This is a genomic window from Saccharothrix sp. BKS2 (assembly GCF_047689505.1).
In the GTDB taxonomy this organism is placed as follows: domain Bacteria; phylum Actinomycetota; class Actinomycetes; order Mycobacteriales; family Pseudonocardiaceae; genus Actinosynnema; species Actinosynnema lopnurensis.
The window spans coordinates 41978-55844 of sequence record NZ_JAUQOL010000006.1; the positions used below are offsets into that span (position 1 = coordinate 41978).

The following is a 13867-nucleotide window of genomic DNA, read 5'->3' on the forward strand; positions in this document are numbered from 1 at the left end:
CGGTGGTGCGCACCGGGTGGCGCCTGCCGCGGTCGGGGACCGCGGTGGCGGGGCCGGTCGAAGAGCTGTCGGCCGGTCCGGTCGGGTTGATCGGGTCGGCCCGGCCGGTGGGTGGGGCGGCGGGCCCCGGCACGACCGGCTGACCGGTGGACCCGCGGGTGGCGGGGCTCGCCGGCCTGCCCGCGACCGGACGGACCGCGGTGGACCCCCGTGCGGTGGACCCCCGTGCGGTGGACCCCCGTGCGGTGGACCCCCGTGCGGTGGACCCCCGTGCGGTGAGCCCGCACGCGGCAGGTCCCCGCGCGGCGGAGCCCTGTGCGGCGAACCCGCGTGCGGCAGGTCCCCGTGCGGCAGACCCACGTGCGGCGAATCCCGGGGCAGCCGGTCCCACGGCGGTGGACCGGCGCGCGGCGAGCTCACCGCGGGCGGGTCCGGGAGCGACCGCTCCCGTGAGGCGACCCCGGTGGGGCCGCCTCACGGGGTGGGTGACGACGGCACCGCCGCCACCGGCCGTCGCACCCACGTCGTGAGCGGTGCGGACCGCGGTCACCGGGTCGTCCCCCACTCGGGTGGGGGACCCCCGGGCGCGGTGCGCCGCTGGATCGGCTCCTCGAAGTCGGCCAGGATCTGGGTGGGGACCCCGGTCGGGTGCCCGGTGGTGCGCGGTGAGGGAGCGCGGGAGGGCAGGGCGGACCCCGGCGCGGTCAGCGCAGCGGCAGCGTCGACGGACCGGCGGGGGACTCTCATGAACCCTGAACTCCTGTCCACGTCCTCATCGTTCATATATGTGAAGCGGGGTCGTACTTGTGAACGTACTGGCCGGACTGTAAGAATCGGCGCAGCGACGTGTCAAGTGCGTTGCGGCAACGTTTCCCGTGGAGGATCAGGTGACTTCTCCCGCGTCACCCGCTCGGCCGAACGCGGTCAAGTCGGCCGATCGGACAGTGGAACTGCTGGAAGTGCTCTCGGCCTCGGACCGGCCGCTGACGCTGACCGAGCTGCACCGCGAGCTCAGCTACCCCAAGTCGAGCCTCTACATGCTGTTGCAGACGCTCGTGGCACGCGGGTGGGTCGAGCTGGACCAGACCCGCGGCACGTACGGCATCGGCGTGCGCGCCCTGCTCGTCGGCACCTCGTACCTCGACCACGACCCGGTGGTGCAGGTCGCCATCCGGGTGATGGAGCAGGTGCGCCGGGAGATCAACGAGACGGTGCACCTGGCGCGGCTCGACGGCGGCGACGTGGTGTACCTCGCCAGTCGCGAGTCCGAGCACCACCTGCGGGTGGTCTCCCGCGTCGGCCGCCGGCTGCCCGCGCACTCGACCTCGCTGGGCAAGGCGCTGCTGGCGGCGCGGGCGCCCGCCGAGGTGGACGCGATCCTGCCCGCCCGGCTGGAGCCGCTGACGCCCAACACGATCGTGGAACGCCCGGCGCTGCACGCGCAGCTGGCCGGGTTCCGGTCGGTCGGGTACGCCCACGAGCGCGAGGAGAACACGCCCGGCCTGGGCTGCTTCGCCGTGGCGCTGCCCTACCGCAACCCCGTGCTCGACGCGATGAGCTGCTCGGTGCCGCTGGGCCGGCTCGACCCGGAGCACGAGCGCCAGGTCATCGACGCGCTGCTGCACGGCGCGCGCACCATCACCGAACTGCTCCGCCAGTTCGGCCGCTGACACCCGACGTCCTTCGGAAAGGGCCGCACGTGACCGCACGAATCCTGATCACCGGAGCAGCCGGCACAGTCGGCACGCTCATGCGCACCCGGCTGGCCGCGCCCGACCGGGTGCTGCGCCTGCTGGACATCGCGCCGCTGCCGGCCGCCGAGGACGGCGAGCGGGTCGAGGTGGTGACGGCGTCGGTGACCGACCAGGCCGCGATGGACGCGGCCTGCGAGGGCGTGGACGCGGTGATCCACCTGGGCGGGCACAGCCTGGAGCGCCCGTGGGCCGACATCCTCGACGTGAACATCAACGGCACCCACGTGGTGCTGGAGGCGGCGCGGCGGGCCGGCGTGGGCCGGGTCCTGCTGGCCAGCTCCAACCACGCCGTCGGCTACCACCGGCGGGGCGACGGCGAGGCGCCGGACTACCTGTTCCCGCAGCCCGACACGTACTACGGCGTGAGCAAGGTGGCGATGGAGGGGCTGGGCAGCCTCTACGCGTCGCGGTACGGCTTGGACGTGGTCGCGGTGCGGATCGGGTCGTGCTTCGAGAAGCCGCGCGACTTCCGGATGCTGTCCACGTGGCTGTCGCCCGACGACGCCGCCCGGCTGTTCGAAGCCTGCCTGGCCGCGCCGTCGCCCGGCTTCCGGGTCGTCTGGGGCGTCTCGGCCAACACCCGCAGGTGGTTCTCGCTCACCGAGGCGGAGGCGCTCGGCTACAAGCCGGAGGACGACTCCGAGGTCTACGCCGAGGAGATCCTCGCGGCCGGCGGCGAACCGCCGGCGGACTCGGCGGCACGCGTCTACCTCGGTGGCGCCTGGTGCACGCCGGACTTCGACACGGCGGTCAAGGAGCACGGCCGGTGAGCGACATCCAGGGGTACGACCCGCGGACCGGCGAGCCCCACGGCGAGCCCGTCCCGGAGACGACGGACAGCGGGGTCGACGCGGCCGCGCGCGCCGCGGCCGCCGCGTTCGGTTCCTGGTCCGCGCTGTCGGCCCGCGAACGGGCGGACCACCTCGACGCGGTGGCCGACGCCCTGGACGCGGAGGCGGAGGCGCTGATCGACCTGGCCGACGCGGAGACCGCGCTCGGCCGGCCGCGCCTGACCACGGAGCTCAAGCGCAGCACCAACCAGCTGCGGCTGTTCGGCGACGTGCTGCGCGAGGGCAGCTGGGTGGAGGCGACGCTGGACACGCCGAACCCGGACATCATCCCGCCGCGCCCGGCGCTGCGCCGCCTGCTGCGCCCGCTCGGGCCGGTCGGCGTGTTCGCCGCCTCGAACTTCCCGTTCGCGTTCTCGGTGATGGGCGGCGACTCGGCCTCCGCGCTGGCGGCCGGCTGCCCGGTGGTGCTCAAGGCGCACCCGTCGCACCCCGGCACCTCGCGGGAGACCGCGCGCGTCGTGGCCGCCGTGCTGCCGGAGGGCGTCTTCGGCGTCGTGCACGGCCAGCAGGCCGGCGTGGCGCTGGTCAAGCACCCCGCCATCAAGGCCGTGGGCTTCACCGGGTCCACCGCGGGCGGCCGGGCGCTGTTCGACCTCGCCGCCGGCCGGCCCGAGCCGATCCCGTTCTACGGCGAGCTGGGCAGCGTCAACCCCACCGTCGTCCTGCCGGGGGCCGCCGCCGCGCGGCCGGAGGGCTTCGCCGCCGACTTCGCCGGTTCGCTGACGATGGGCGTGGGGCAGTTCTGCACCAACCCCGGCCTGCTGTTCGCGCCGGAGTCGCTGGTGCCCGCGCTGGGCGAGGCCGTGTCCGCCGCGGTCGGCGGCCCGATGCTCAACGAGCGCATGTGCGACGCCTACCGCTCGGGCACCGACAGCCTCGGCGCGTCGGGCCTGGTGTCGCCGGTCGGCGAGGGCACCGCGCCCGACGAGGGCTGGAGCGTGCCGCCCCGCCTGTACTCGGTGCCGCTGGCCACGTTCGCGGACAACCTGGAGAAGCTCGCCGAGGAGCATTTCGGCCCGGCGGCGGTCGTGGTCACCTACTCCTCCCCCGAGGAGCTGCTCGACGTGCTGCCGCACCTGCCCGGGTCGCTCACCGGCACCCTGCACGCCGACGACACCGAGCACGAGCTGGCCGGGCGCGTGGCCGAGGCCCTGCGGCCCGTGGCCGGGCGGCTGATCTTCAACGGGTGGCCGACCGGTGTCGCGGTGGCCTGGGGGATGCACCACGGCGGGCCGTGGCCGTCGACCACGAGCGCGCTGCACACCTCCGTGGGCGCCACGGCGATCCGGCGCTGGCTGGCGCCGGTGACCTACCAGTCGTGGCCCGAGGACCTGCTGCCGCCGGAGCTGCGGGCCGACAACCCGCTGGGCATCCCGCGACGGGTCGACGGGGTGCTGGGCGTGCACTGAGCCGAGGACCGACGGGGCCCGGGACCGGCGGAGGTCCCGGGCCCCCGTCCTGCCCGGGTGGGCGGGTCTTCGTGGGGTCGTGGGGTCCGGCGGCACCGCGGACCTGGCCGCGACGGCGCGGTTCGCGTGCTCGTCCCGGCGGAGGGTTCCCGCGGCGGGCACTCCGACCGGGAGTCCACAGTGGACTGGACGGGGCGTTCACACCCGTGGTCGGACCAGTGGTCCGCGAAAGCGCGGCCCCGGCGGGTCCCCGCGCCCGCCGAGGCCCGAACGGTGAAATCCACCGTTCAAACCGAATGGAAAAAAATCACCCGCTCGGGTGAACGAAGTGCCGTCCGGAACCGGAACTCGGAATCCCGGGAGGGACGGTTGGAGCGCTCAACACGGTGTCGACCCGACCCGACCGCCGTTGCGCCGACCGGACCAGGCGATCACCGGCGGGGGTGAGGGACAAGCCCTCGACCGGATCACGACCACCCCCTTCCGCGCGGTGGTGGAGGAGCGGGACGACGGGTCGTCGGCGGTGCTCAGGGTTGTCGGATGAAGGTGAGGAAAGCCCGGAAAGGACGGTCCCCAAAGGTCAGTCTCGGACCAGGTCGCTTGCTGTCCCTGACCAGGGTCGCGGTCCGGCCGATGGCCAGTTCGACGCAGTTGTTGCCCGCGCCGGAGTAGGAGCTTCTGCGCCACGTCTTGTCGATGATCATGAGTCCTTCAGTGCGGTTGCCAGTTTTCTGATCAACGAGGCCGACTCCTTGGGCGACAGGGCGACCTCGTTCACCATTTTCTCGAAGTGCAAGAGGTACTTCTGCACGTCGGCGCGATTGTCCACCCACTTGCCGCCACCCGCGTACTCCAGGTACACGGCCGAAGGCTCGCTGTCCTCGAAGCGGAGGGCGGTCGCGCCGCCGCCGGACATGGTCCCGTGGGCGCCCGCGCCGAACGGGACCACCTGGATGGTGATGTTGTCCTGCCGGCCCACGTCGAGCAAACGCGACAACTGCTCGCGCATGACGGCCGGCCCGCCCACCACGCGGTGCAGGGCGGCCTCGTCGATCACCGCGTGCAGGCGCAGACCGGGCAGGCGCCGCTGGCGGTTCGCCAGGGCCGCGGCCACCTGCTCGGCCGACACCGACGAGTCCATGAACCGCCGCCCGGCGTGCCTGATCGCCGCCGCGTAGGCCGGGGTCTGGAGCAGACCGGGGATGACGATCATCTCGATCGTGCGCACCTCGGTGGCGTCCGCCTCCTGCCGGGCGTAGGTGCGCGCCTCGGGCGTGTAGGCGGCGGCGTACACCAGGCGGGTGCCGTCCTGCTTCGCGTCCTCCCACAGCGCCTCGGCCTCGCGGCGCTCGGCCTCGGTGGCGCCGTACAGGGCGAGCAGGGCGCTCAGTTCGGTCCAACTCGGACTGATGTAGCCGTTCTCCATGCGCGAGAGGGTCGACTGCGTCTTGCGCGTCAGGGCGTGGTAGTCGACCTCGGTCTTGCCGGCGCGTTTGCGGAGCGCGTTGAGGAACTGGCCTAACTTGCGCTTGCGTCGGGTTTGGACGGCTGCCATGCGGGTCTCTCCTCGTTGGAAAAGAACTGGGACCACACTAGTGCCGTTCGGCCGATTGGCCAGATCACTCGTTCGAGCACTTATACGGTGCATATCCGCCCTATTGCCATGAACTGCCGGCGGGGCGGTGCGGTCGCGGGTTGGGCGCCCGCGACGCGCGCCGCGCCGCGCCGCTCCCCCGGCTCAGCCCACCGGCCCGCCCCGCCGGCCGCCCCCGGGCCCGTCGCGGGCGGGCGACCGGGCACGGACCCGGGGCCCGTTCCGGCCCGTTCCGGCCCGATCCGCTCCCGATCACCACCGGTCCGGTACCGGTTCCGCGCCGCCCCCCCCGGAACGGTCCACTGTGGTCACGCGGTGATCACCCGGTGATCGACCGTGGTCGCGCGGCCACGCGGTCCAAGATCATCGCGCGGGTGCTTCCGGACGACCCCGGGAACCCTTGGACCACAAGCCCTCCGCGCCCAACCCGGGATCAGGCACAGACCCGGAACCCCGTCAAGAGATGAACAGGTTTCGAGTCGGACGCCCGATGGGTAGTCCCGTGACATCCGAAGCCGTGAGGAGGCAGAGATGTCCACCGGCACCATCATCGGCATCATCCTGGTCGTGCTGGTCGTACTGGTCGCGGTGGCGCTGCTGGTCAGGAAGTCCTTGCAGCGCAAGAGGTTGCGCGAGCGGTTCGGCCCGGAGTACGAGCGGGTGGTGCAGCGGACCGACAACCGCATGGTCGCCGAACGCGAGCTCGCCGAGCGCGAGCGCGAGCACTCGAAGCTGGAGCTGCGACAGCTCACGCCAGCCTCGCGCGACAGCTACGAGCGCAACTGGACCAGCGTGCAGGAGCAGTTCGTCGACTCCCCGTCGGCCGCGGTGGGCCAGGCGGACCGCCTGGTGACCGACCTCATGGCCGAACGCGGCTACCCCACCGAGGGGTACGAGCGCCAGGCTTCGCTGCTGTCGGTCGAGCACGCCCGCGCCATCGAGCACTACCGGGAGGCGCACGAGATCTCGCAGCGCCACGAGCGCGGCGACGCCTCCACCGAAGACCTCCGCAACGCCATGGTCCACTACCGGGCCCTCTTCGAGGACCTGCTGGGCGACCGCCACGAGGGCGGGCGCCGGGAAGGAGCGCGGTGATGACCGAACGGCGCCTGACCACCGAGGACTTCGCGGCCCCCCGCGGGGCCGCCGACCAGGACGGCGCGATCGTCCCGCAGCGGGACCAGCGCGACGAGCAGGTGGTCGACCGGCACGACACCGTCGACGACACGTCCGCCGGTCACCACGACACCGGTGTCCACGGGGACAGCGGCTACCACGAGGACAGCGGCTACCACGGCAGCGGCGGTCACCACGACACCGATGTCCACGACAGCGGCTTCCACGACAGCGGTCACCAGGACAGCGGCCACGAGCCCGGCGCCCACCACGGCGACCACGACCACCGGCCCCAGGGGCACGACCGGGACGACCCGGCCCCCGACCAGCGCGACGACGTCGGGCCGGGAGCGGTCGGGCACGGGCAGTACGGCGAGCACCCGGTCGACCGGGAACCGGTCGAGCCCTCGGCGACCTCCACGACGGCGGGCGACGCCCCGCTGTTCGGCACCGAGGACTCGGCGAACTACCAGGCCGAGTGGCGCGCGTTGCAGGCCGACTTCGTGGACGACCCCCGCGAGGCCGTGCAGCGGGCCGACGAGCTGGTCGCCCAGGTGATCCAGAACCTGGCCACCACGTTCGCCGAGCACAAGCGCTCGCTGGAGGGCCAGTGGCAGGAGGGCGCGCAGGTCGACACCGAGGAGCTGCGCCAGGCCCTCAAGCGCTACCGCTCGTTCTTCGACCGGTTGCTCTCGGTGTGACCGGCACGTCCCGGAGCACGGCCCGGCTCAGGTGAGGAGTCTCCCCGTGGTGCATCTGGCGACCCAGGTGCACCACGGGTGAACCACCTAGCCGGGCAGCTCCCGGATCTCCATCTCCAGGACGTCGATCTCGTCGGTGATCGCCTCGTCCAGCATCCGGTCGAGCAGGTCGGCGCAGTCACCGGAGGCCACCCCGAACCGGGGCACCAGCTCCCACCAGACCGCGGGGTTGTTCCAGAACGACCCGGACCCCTGGTCGACGCCCTCCAGGCACCGCAGCCGGGGGTCGTCGTCCGAGAGCCGGCGCACGAAGTCGACGAGCCGGGCGAGCGCGTTGGGGTTGAGCACCGGTACCGCGCCGTACCCGCGCAGGCAGTCCTCGAGCTCCGCCAGGAACTCTTCCTTGAACGTCACGGCGGCACCCCCGCTTCCCCCGCGGCGCTGCGGGTGAGGAGGACTCACGTCCCCCGGCGCCAACGTTACCCCCGCGGGGGCACGCCGAAATTCCTGCCAACGGGCGTTTCCCGGGCTCCGTCCGCCGATCTTCACCCGACAGGGCGCGTCCGTTGCGGCTACGCGTCCACAGTGGACCGCGGGGCCCGGCCAGGTCGTCAGCCCGAGCGGAGGCGCGCCGCGAAGCTGAACCGGTCCCCCCGGTACAGCGAACGGGACCGCTCGACCGGTTCGCCATCGTTGTCATAAGACACGCGGTGCAGCAGGAGCATCGGCAGCGCCGGGTTCGTGCCGATCAGCAGCGCCTCGCGCGGGGTCGCCAGCACGGTCTCCACGCGCTCCTCGGCCTCGGCGAACCCGACCCCGAGCCGGTCGCGCAGGCACGCGTGCAGCGAGGTCGTCGGGTCGAACACGTCCAGCAGCGTCGGGAACCGGGCCTCGGCCAGGTAGGTCGACCCCAACCCGACCCGCTCGTCGTCGGCCAGCAGCACGCGCTCCAGGTGGATGACCGCGTCACCGCGCCGCACCCGCAGGTCCCGGGCCAGCACCTCGTCGGCGGGCAGGCGCTCGACGGTGATCACGCCGCGGGCCGGCGCCACGCCTTGGCCGCGCATCCCCTCGGTGTAGCTGACCAGCGACAGCGGGTGCACCAGCTTGGGCGGCGCGACGTAGGTGCCGCTGCCCCGGCGCCGTTGCAGCCTGCCCTCCACGACCAGCTCGGCGACGGCCTGGCGGAGGGTGACCCGCGAGACCGAGAACCGCTCGGCCAGGTCCCGCTCCGACGGCAGGGCCGCGCCCTCCCCCAGCGCCTCGACGAGCCACAGCAGCTCGGTCTTGACCGCGTAGTAACGGGGGACGCGACCGTGTTCGGGGACGCCCGCGCGGACCGGTCCGTCCGCGCGGTAGTGGGGCATGGGGCGCGAGGTGGGCACGAAGTCGAGCCTACGGGGACGTCCGCGCCGGTCAGACCGCTATCGGGGTGGGTCCGGCGTCACGGTGCGAGCTCCGGCGGGTCCGGGATGGCGTAACCGGATTCACCCACGTTGGTCTCCAGGGACTTCCGCCACTCGCCGGAGTCGATCATCTTCCGGACGGCCGCCGCGACCTTCGCCCGGCTGTCGGCGTCGCCCTTGCGCATCCCGATGCCGTACTCCTCCGTGCTGAAGGGCTGGTTGACCACCCTGAGCAGCTCCGGGTTCTGCGCGGCGTAGCCGGCGAGGATCACGTCGTCGGTCGACAGCGCGTCCACCTGCTCGGCCAGCAGCGCGGTGACGCAATCACTGAAGTTGGGGTACTCCACCAGCTGCACCGACTGCGCGAACCGGTCCTTCACGTACTGGGCCGAGGTGGTGTTGTCGACCGAGCACAGCTTGAGGTTGCCCGAGTTGAGCGAGTCGGGGCCGGTGATGCGCTCGTCGGTGAGCCGGACCAGGAGGTCCTGCCCGGCGACGAAGTACGGGCCGACGAAGTCGATGACCTCCTTGCGCTTGTCGGTGATGGAGTAGCTGGACACGACGAGGTCCGCGGCCCCGCTGGTCAGCAGGGTCTCGCGGGCGGAGGGGAGGGCCTCGGTGAAGGTGATGCCGCTCTCCTCGACCCCCAGCTCCCGGGCCACGTAGCGGGCCACGTCCACGTCGAAGCCCCGGTACGAGCCGTCGAGGCGCCGCACGCCCAGGCCCGGCTGGTCGTAGGCCACCGCGATGGTCAGCCGGCCGGAGCTGTCCGCCTTCCCGGCGAGGGTCGTGTCGTCGCCCGAGGAGCACGACGCGAGGACCAGGACGGCGGAGCACGCGACCACGAGGGCGCGCAGGTGTGCCAGGACCATTCTTCCCCTTTTCGGGCTCCTACCTCGGATGTGCGGAACCTAGGGGGCCACCGGGGGTCCGTCCATAGGGACGGCCAAAATGGGAAGTCATGATCGTTCAAGGGTTGCGGTGCGGCGCCCGGACCGTGACGGCGCGGGTTCGCACCGCTCCGGCGGGTGGCCGTTCGGCGGTTTCCGGCGGCTCGCGGTCGGTGGTGCGGACTCGGCGGCTCGCGATCAGTGGCTCGCGCCGGGCGACCGCAGGCGCCGCGGGCCGGTGTCGTGCCGGGACGGCGGCGGTCCGAGGGTGACGCGGGCGCTGCCGACGTACGCGCCCGCCGCGCTGGCGAGCACCGGTTCCAGCGCCACCTCCCGGATCTCCGGCAGGTCCTCGGCGAGCGCGGCCAAGCGCAGCACCAGCTCCTGGAGCGCGACCAGGTCGGCGGGTTCGTCGCCGCGGTACCCGGCCAGCAGCGGTGCGGCCTTGGGCGCGCGCACGAGCGCGGCCGCGTCGGCGTCGGTGAGCGGGACGGCCCGGTAGGCGCGGTCCCCGAGCAGGTCGCTGACCAGGCCGGACAACCCGAAGGAGACCAGGCTGCCGAACGAGGGGTCGTCCTGGAGGCCGAGCACGCAGGAGATCCCCTTGGGCACCATGCGCTGCACGTACACGTCGGGCCCGGCGGAGACCTCGGCGAGCATCGCGTAGGCGCCGCGCACCGCCTCGTCACCGGTCAGGTCCAGCCGCACGCCGACCAGGTCGGTGCGGTGGCGCAGTCGGTCGTCGGTGGACTTCAGCGCCACCGGGTAGCCGAGTTCGGCGGCGGCGCGGGCGGCGTCGTCGGCGGAGGAGACCACGCGGAACGGCACGACGTCCACGCCGTAGCAGGCCAGCAGCCGCACGGCGGTGTCGTCGTCGAGGCGCCGCTCGCCGGTCTCGGCCGGCCGCAGTTCCGCGACCAGCCGCCGGGCGGTGTCGGCGTCGACGCCGGCGGGCCGGGTGAAGGTGCCCTGCGGCGCCGAGCGCCAGCGCGCGTAGCGGGTGGCGCGGGCCAGGGCGAGCACGGCGCGCTCCGGGCTCGGGTAGGAGGGCACGGAGCCGCGGCCGGGCGCGCCGCCGGGACCGGGCACGGCCAGCTCGTCCGGCACGCCCTCCACGGCGAGGAAGGTGGAGGCGATGGGCTTGGTGCGCCCGCCGCGCTCCACGACCTCGCGCAGGGCGCGGGCGAACGCCGTGCCGGGCACGGTCAGCGGGGGCACGAACACGACCACCAGCGCGTCGGCGCCCGGGTCGGCGAGGGCTTCCTCGACGGCCGCGGCGAACGCCTCGGGCCCGGCCTGCGCGCCCACGTCGACCGGGTCGCCCGCCAGTTCCAGGCCTTGGGCCAGGGCGGTGTCGGCGGCCAGCAGGCCGATGGCGGTGGAGTTGCCCACGACGGCCACCCGCGGCCCGGCGGGCAGGGGCTGGTGGGCCAGCAGCAGGGCGGTGTCGAACAGCTGGGCCAGGGACTCGACGCGGATGACGCCCGCCTGCTCGAACAGCGCCTGCACGCTGGCCTCGTCGACGGGCACGGAGGTGGCGGCGAGCGCGGGCGTGACGGCGTGCCGCCCGGACTTCACCGCGACGATCGGCTTGGTGCGGCCGAGCCGGCGGGCGAGGCGGGCGAACTTGCGCGGGTTGCCGAACGACTCCAGGTACAGCAGGACCACGTCGGTGGCGGGGTCGGTCTCCCAGTACTGGAGCAGGTCGTTGCCGGAGACGTCGGCGCGGTTGCCCGCGGAGACGAACGTGGACAGGCCCAGGCCGCGCTGGGCGGCGGTGGCCAGGATGGCGGTGCCCAGCGCGCCGGACTGGCAGAAGAAGCCGGTGCGGCCGCGGACCGGGAGCGCGGGCGCGAGGGTGGCGTTGAGGCGCACGCCCGCGTCGGTGTTGATCACGCCGAGGGCGTTGGGGCCGACCACGCGCATCCCGTGGGCGCGGGCCTCGTCGACGAGCCTGCGCTCCGCGCCGCGGCCGTCCGGACCGGTCTCGCCGAACCCCGAGGTGACGACGACCAGCGCTTTCACGCCCTTGGCCAGGCAGGCGTCCATGACCTCGTCCACGCGCGGCGCGGGCACCGCGACGACCGCCAGGTCCACGTCGTCGGGGATCTCCAGCACCGAGGGGTAGGCGCGGACGCCGCGCACGGAGCGGTGCTCGGCGTTGACCGGGTAGACGGGACCGGTGAAGTCCGCGGTGAGCAGGTTGGTCAGCACCGCGTGGCCGATCTTGGTGCGGTCGGTGGAGGCGCCGATGACCGCGATGGAGCGGGGGTGCAGCAGGTTGTGCACGCTGCGCGCCTCGGCGGCCTGCTCGCGGGCGCGGGCGACCTCGACCGACTGCTCGGTGGGGTCGATGTCGAACTCCAGGTGCAGCGCGCCCTCGTCGAAGGCGCGGCTGACGCTGTAGCCGGCGTCGCGGAAGACGCGCACCATCTGGCCGTTCTCGGCCAGCACCTCGGCGGTGAAGCGGCTCAGGCCGCGTTCGCGGGCGGCGGCGGCCAGGTGCTCCAGCAGGATCGAGCCGAGGCCGCGGCCCTGGTGGGTGTCCTCGACCACGAAGGCGACCTCGGCGGAGCTCCCGCCGCCGAGCCGGTCGTAGCGGCCCACGGCCACGACGTCGTCGCCGAGGAACGCGGCGAGGGCGACGCGGTCGCTGTGGTCGACGGTGCTGAAGCGGTCGAGGTCGCGCTTGGGCATCCGCGGGTAGGGGCCGAAGTAGCGGAAGTAGCGGGTGCGCTCGGACAGCCGGCCGTGGAAGGCGAGCAGGCGTTCGGCGTCGTCGGGGGTGATGGGGCGCAGGTGGACCGTGCCGCCGTCGCTGAGCACGACGTCGGCCTCCCAGGACCTCGGGTAGTCGAACGGGTCCACCGGTGATCAGTCCCTCGGGTCGTCGGGGTCCAGGCCGTGCAGGGGGAACAGCGCGCGCCGGGTGTCCCGGACCGCCAGGTCGGCAGGGGTGTCCAGCTCGCCGCCCCAGGGCCGGAAGTCGGTGTCGGCCCCGTCGGTCATCACGGTCGGCAGGGGCCGGTCCGGCGCGAGCGAGGAGGCGTGGGACACCCAGCCGGCGGGCAGCGGGGTGTTCGGGTCGAGGTCGCGGTCCAGGACGGTGGCCAGCAGGTGGGTCCAACTGCGCGGCACCACGCGCAGCAGCTCGTACCCGCCGCCGCCCAGGGCGAGCCACCTCCCGCCCGCGACCTCGTCGGCCAGGGCGCGCAGCCGCCGGTAGATGGCGCGGTGGCCGTCCACGGTGAGCGCCAGGTCGGCCAGCGGGTCCTCGCGGTGGGTGTCGACGCCGCACTGGGTGACCAGCAGCTGCGGGCGGAAGGCGCGCAGCAGGGCGGGGACGGTGGCGTCGAAGGCCCGCAGCCAGGCGCGGTCGTGGGAGCCGGCGGGCAGGGCGAGGTTGACGCTGGTGCCCTCCGCCCCCGGGCCGCCCAGCTCGGCCGGGCGGCCGGTGCCGGGCCACAGGGTCAGCGGGCTCTGGTGCAGGGAGGCGGTGAGCACGCGCGGGTCGTCGTAGAAGGCGGCCTGCACGCCGTCGCCGTGGTGCACATCGGTGTCGACGTAGGCGATGCGGTCGAAGCCGTTGTCCAGCAGCCACGAGATCGCCACCGCGCAGTCGTTGTAGACGCAGAAGCCGGCGGCGTGGTCGCGCATGGCGTGGTGCAGGCCGCCGGCGATGTTGACGGCGCGGTCGACCTCGCCGCTCGCGATCCTGCGCGCGGCGGCCAGCGAACCGCCCACCACCAGCGCCGACGCCTCGTGCATCCGGGTGAACACGGGGTTGTCCGGGGTGCCCAGGCCGTGGCCCACGTCCCAGCCGGCCATCGGCGCGGCGCGCACCGCGTTGAGGTAGGAGGGCTCGTGGACGCGCTCGATCTCGGGGTCGGGGGCCGGGTCGGGCGAGATCAGGTCGACGCCGTCCAGCACGCCCAGCTCCGCGGCGAGCCGGACGGTCAGGTCGAGCCGGACCGGGTTGAGCGGGTGGTCGTCGCCCAGGTCGTAGCCGAGGAAGGACTCGTCCCAGACGACAGCGGCTGCCTTGCCCATGTCGGCAACCTAACCCACGCCGGAGGCGGTGGTGTGATCACAGGTTGGTCGCCCCCGGCGTGCGGGCGCGCCGGGGGCACCTAGAGTCTGCCCCGG

Annotated in this window: 14 protein-coding genes; 6 read left to right on the forward strand and 8 right to left on the reverse strand. The window is 73.6% G+C overall.

What is annotated here, in order from left to right:
- Positions 1-546 precede the first annotated feature (546 nt).
- Entirely contained in the window at positions 547-747 is a 201-nt protein-coding gene (locus Q5530_RS13710) for a hypothetical protein (RefSeq protein ID WP_415362568.1), read from the reverse strand.
- 140 nt (positions 748-887) lie between these two features.
- Here Q5530_RS13710 and Q5530_RS13715 point away from each other — a divergent pair, with 140 nt between their 5' ends.
- The 4 genes from Q5530_RS13715 to Q5530_RS13730 all read left to right on the forward strand — a co-directional run bounded on the left by Q5530_RS13715 (position 888) and on the right by Q5530_RS13730 (position 4558).
- Positions 888-1670: an IclR family transcriptional regulator gene (locus Q5530_RS13715; RefSeq protein WP_415362569.1), complete on the forward strand. Its 783-nt coding sequence runs from the start codon at positions 888-890 to the stop codon at positions 1668-1670.
- 29 nt (positions 1671-1699) lie between these two features.
- Positions 1700-2524, forward strand: a complete 825-nt coding sequence (locus tag Q5530_RS13720) for an NAD-dependent epimerase/dehydratase family protein (RefSeq protein ID WP_415362570.1) — start codon at positions 1700-1702, stop codon at positions 2522-2524.
- On the forward strand, positions 2521-4014 hold the full coding sequence (locus Q5530_RS13725; protein WP_415362571.1) for an aldehyde dehydrogenase (NADP(+)): 1494 nt from the start codon (positions 2521-2523) through the stop codon (positions 4012-4014). Before Q5530_RS13720 ends, Q5530_RS13725 begins: the two co-directional genes overlap by 4 nt.
- A gap of 409 nt (positions 4015-4423) precedes the next feature.
- Positions 4424-4558, forward strand: coding sequence for a hypothetical protein (locus tag Q5530_RS13730; RefSeq protein ID WP_415363073.1), 135 nt, complete (start codon positions 4424-4426; stop codon positions 4556-4558).
- On the opposite strand, the gene Q5530_RS13735 is transcribed toward Q5530_RS13730, so the two are convergent.
- Positions 4542-4718 (reverse strand): DUF397 domain-containing protein, encoded by a 177-nt coding sequence (locus Q5530_RS13735; RefSeq protein WP_415362572.1) that lies wholly within the window; start codon positions 4716-4718, stop codon positions 4542-4544. The genes Q5530_RS13730 and Q5530_RS13735 overlap by 17 nt on opposite strands.
- Complete coding sequence (locus Q5530_RS13740) at positions 4715-5569, reverse strand: helix-turn-helix domain-containing protein (protein ID WP_380636409.1); 855 nt, start codon at positions 5567-5569, stop codon at positions 4715-4717. The genes Q5530_RS13735 and Q5530_RS13740 overlap by 4 nt, the downstream gene beginning before the upstream one ends.
- A gap of 570 nt (positions 5570-6139) precedes the next feature.
- On the opposite strand from Q5530_RS13740, the gene Q5530_RS13745 reads away from it, so the two are divergent.
- Positions 6140-6703, forward strand: coding sequence for a hypothetical protein (locus Q5530_RS13745; RefSeq protein WP_415362573.1), 564 nt, complete (start codon positions 6140-6142; stop codon positions 6701-6703).
- Positions 6703-7425 (forward strand): hypothetical protein, encoded by a 723-nt coding sequence (locus Q5530_RS13750; protein ID WP_415362574.1) that lies wholly within the window; start codon positions 6703-6705, stop codon positions 7423-7425. Before Q5530_RS13745 ends, Q5530_RS13750 begins: the two co-directional genes overlap by 1 nt.
- Positions 7426-7512: 87 nt before the next feature.
- On the opposite strand, the gene Q5530_RS13755 is transcribed toward Q5530_RS13750, so the two are convergent.
- From Q5530_RS13755 to Q5530_RS13775, 5 genes are all read right to left on the reverse strand, one after another.
- A complete protein-coding gene (locus Q5530_RS13755) occupies positions 7513-7839 on the reverse strand; it encodes a hypothetical protein (protein WP_415362575.1) in 327 nt (108 codons plus the stop codon).
- Between the two features lie 197 nt (positions 7840-8036).
- Positions 8037-8810: a GntR family transcriptional regulator gene (locus Q5530_RS13760; RefSeq protein WP_415362576.1), complete on the reverse strand. Its 774-nt coding sequence runs from the start codon at positions 8808-8810 to the stop codon at positions 8037-8039.
- Positions 8811-8869: 59 nt separating this feature from the next.
- Positions 8870-9703: a glutamate ABC transporter substrate-binding protein gene (locus Q5530_RS13765; RefSeq protein ID WP_415362577.1), complete on the reverse strand. Its 834-nt coding sequence runs from the start codon at positions 9701-9703 to the stop codon at positions 8870-8872.
- A 216-nt stretch (positions 9704-9919) separates the two neighbouring features.
- The gene (locus tag Q5530_RS13770; RefSeq protein WP_415362578.1) at positions 9920-12589 is read right to left on the reverse strand and encodes a GNAT family N-acetyltransferase; all 2670 of its coding nucleotides are present in this window, start codon (positions 12587-12589) and stop codon (positions 9920-9922) included.
- Positions 12590-12595: 6 nt separating this feature from the next.
- A complete protein-coding gene (locus Q5530_RS13775) occupies positions 12596-13771 on the reverse strand; it encodes an acetoin utilization protein AcuC (protein ID WP_415362579.1) in 1176 nt (391 codons plus the stop codon).
- Positions 13772-13867: the final 96 nt, after the last annotated feature.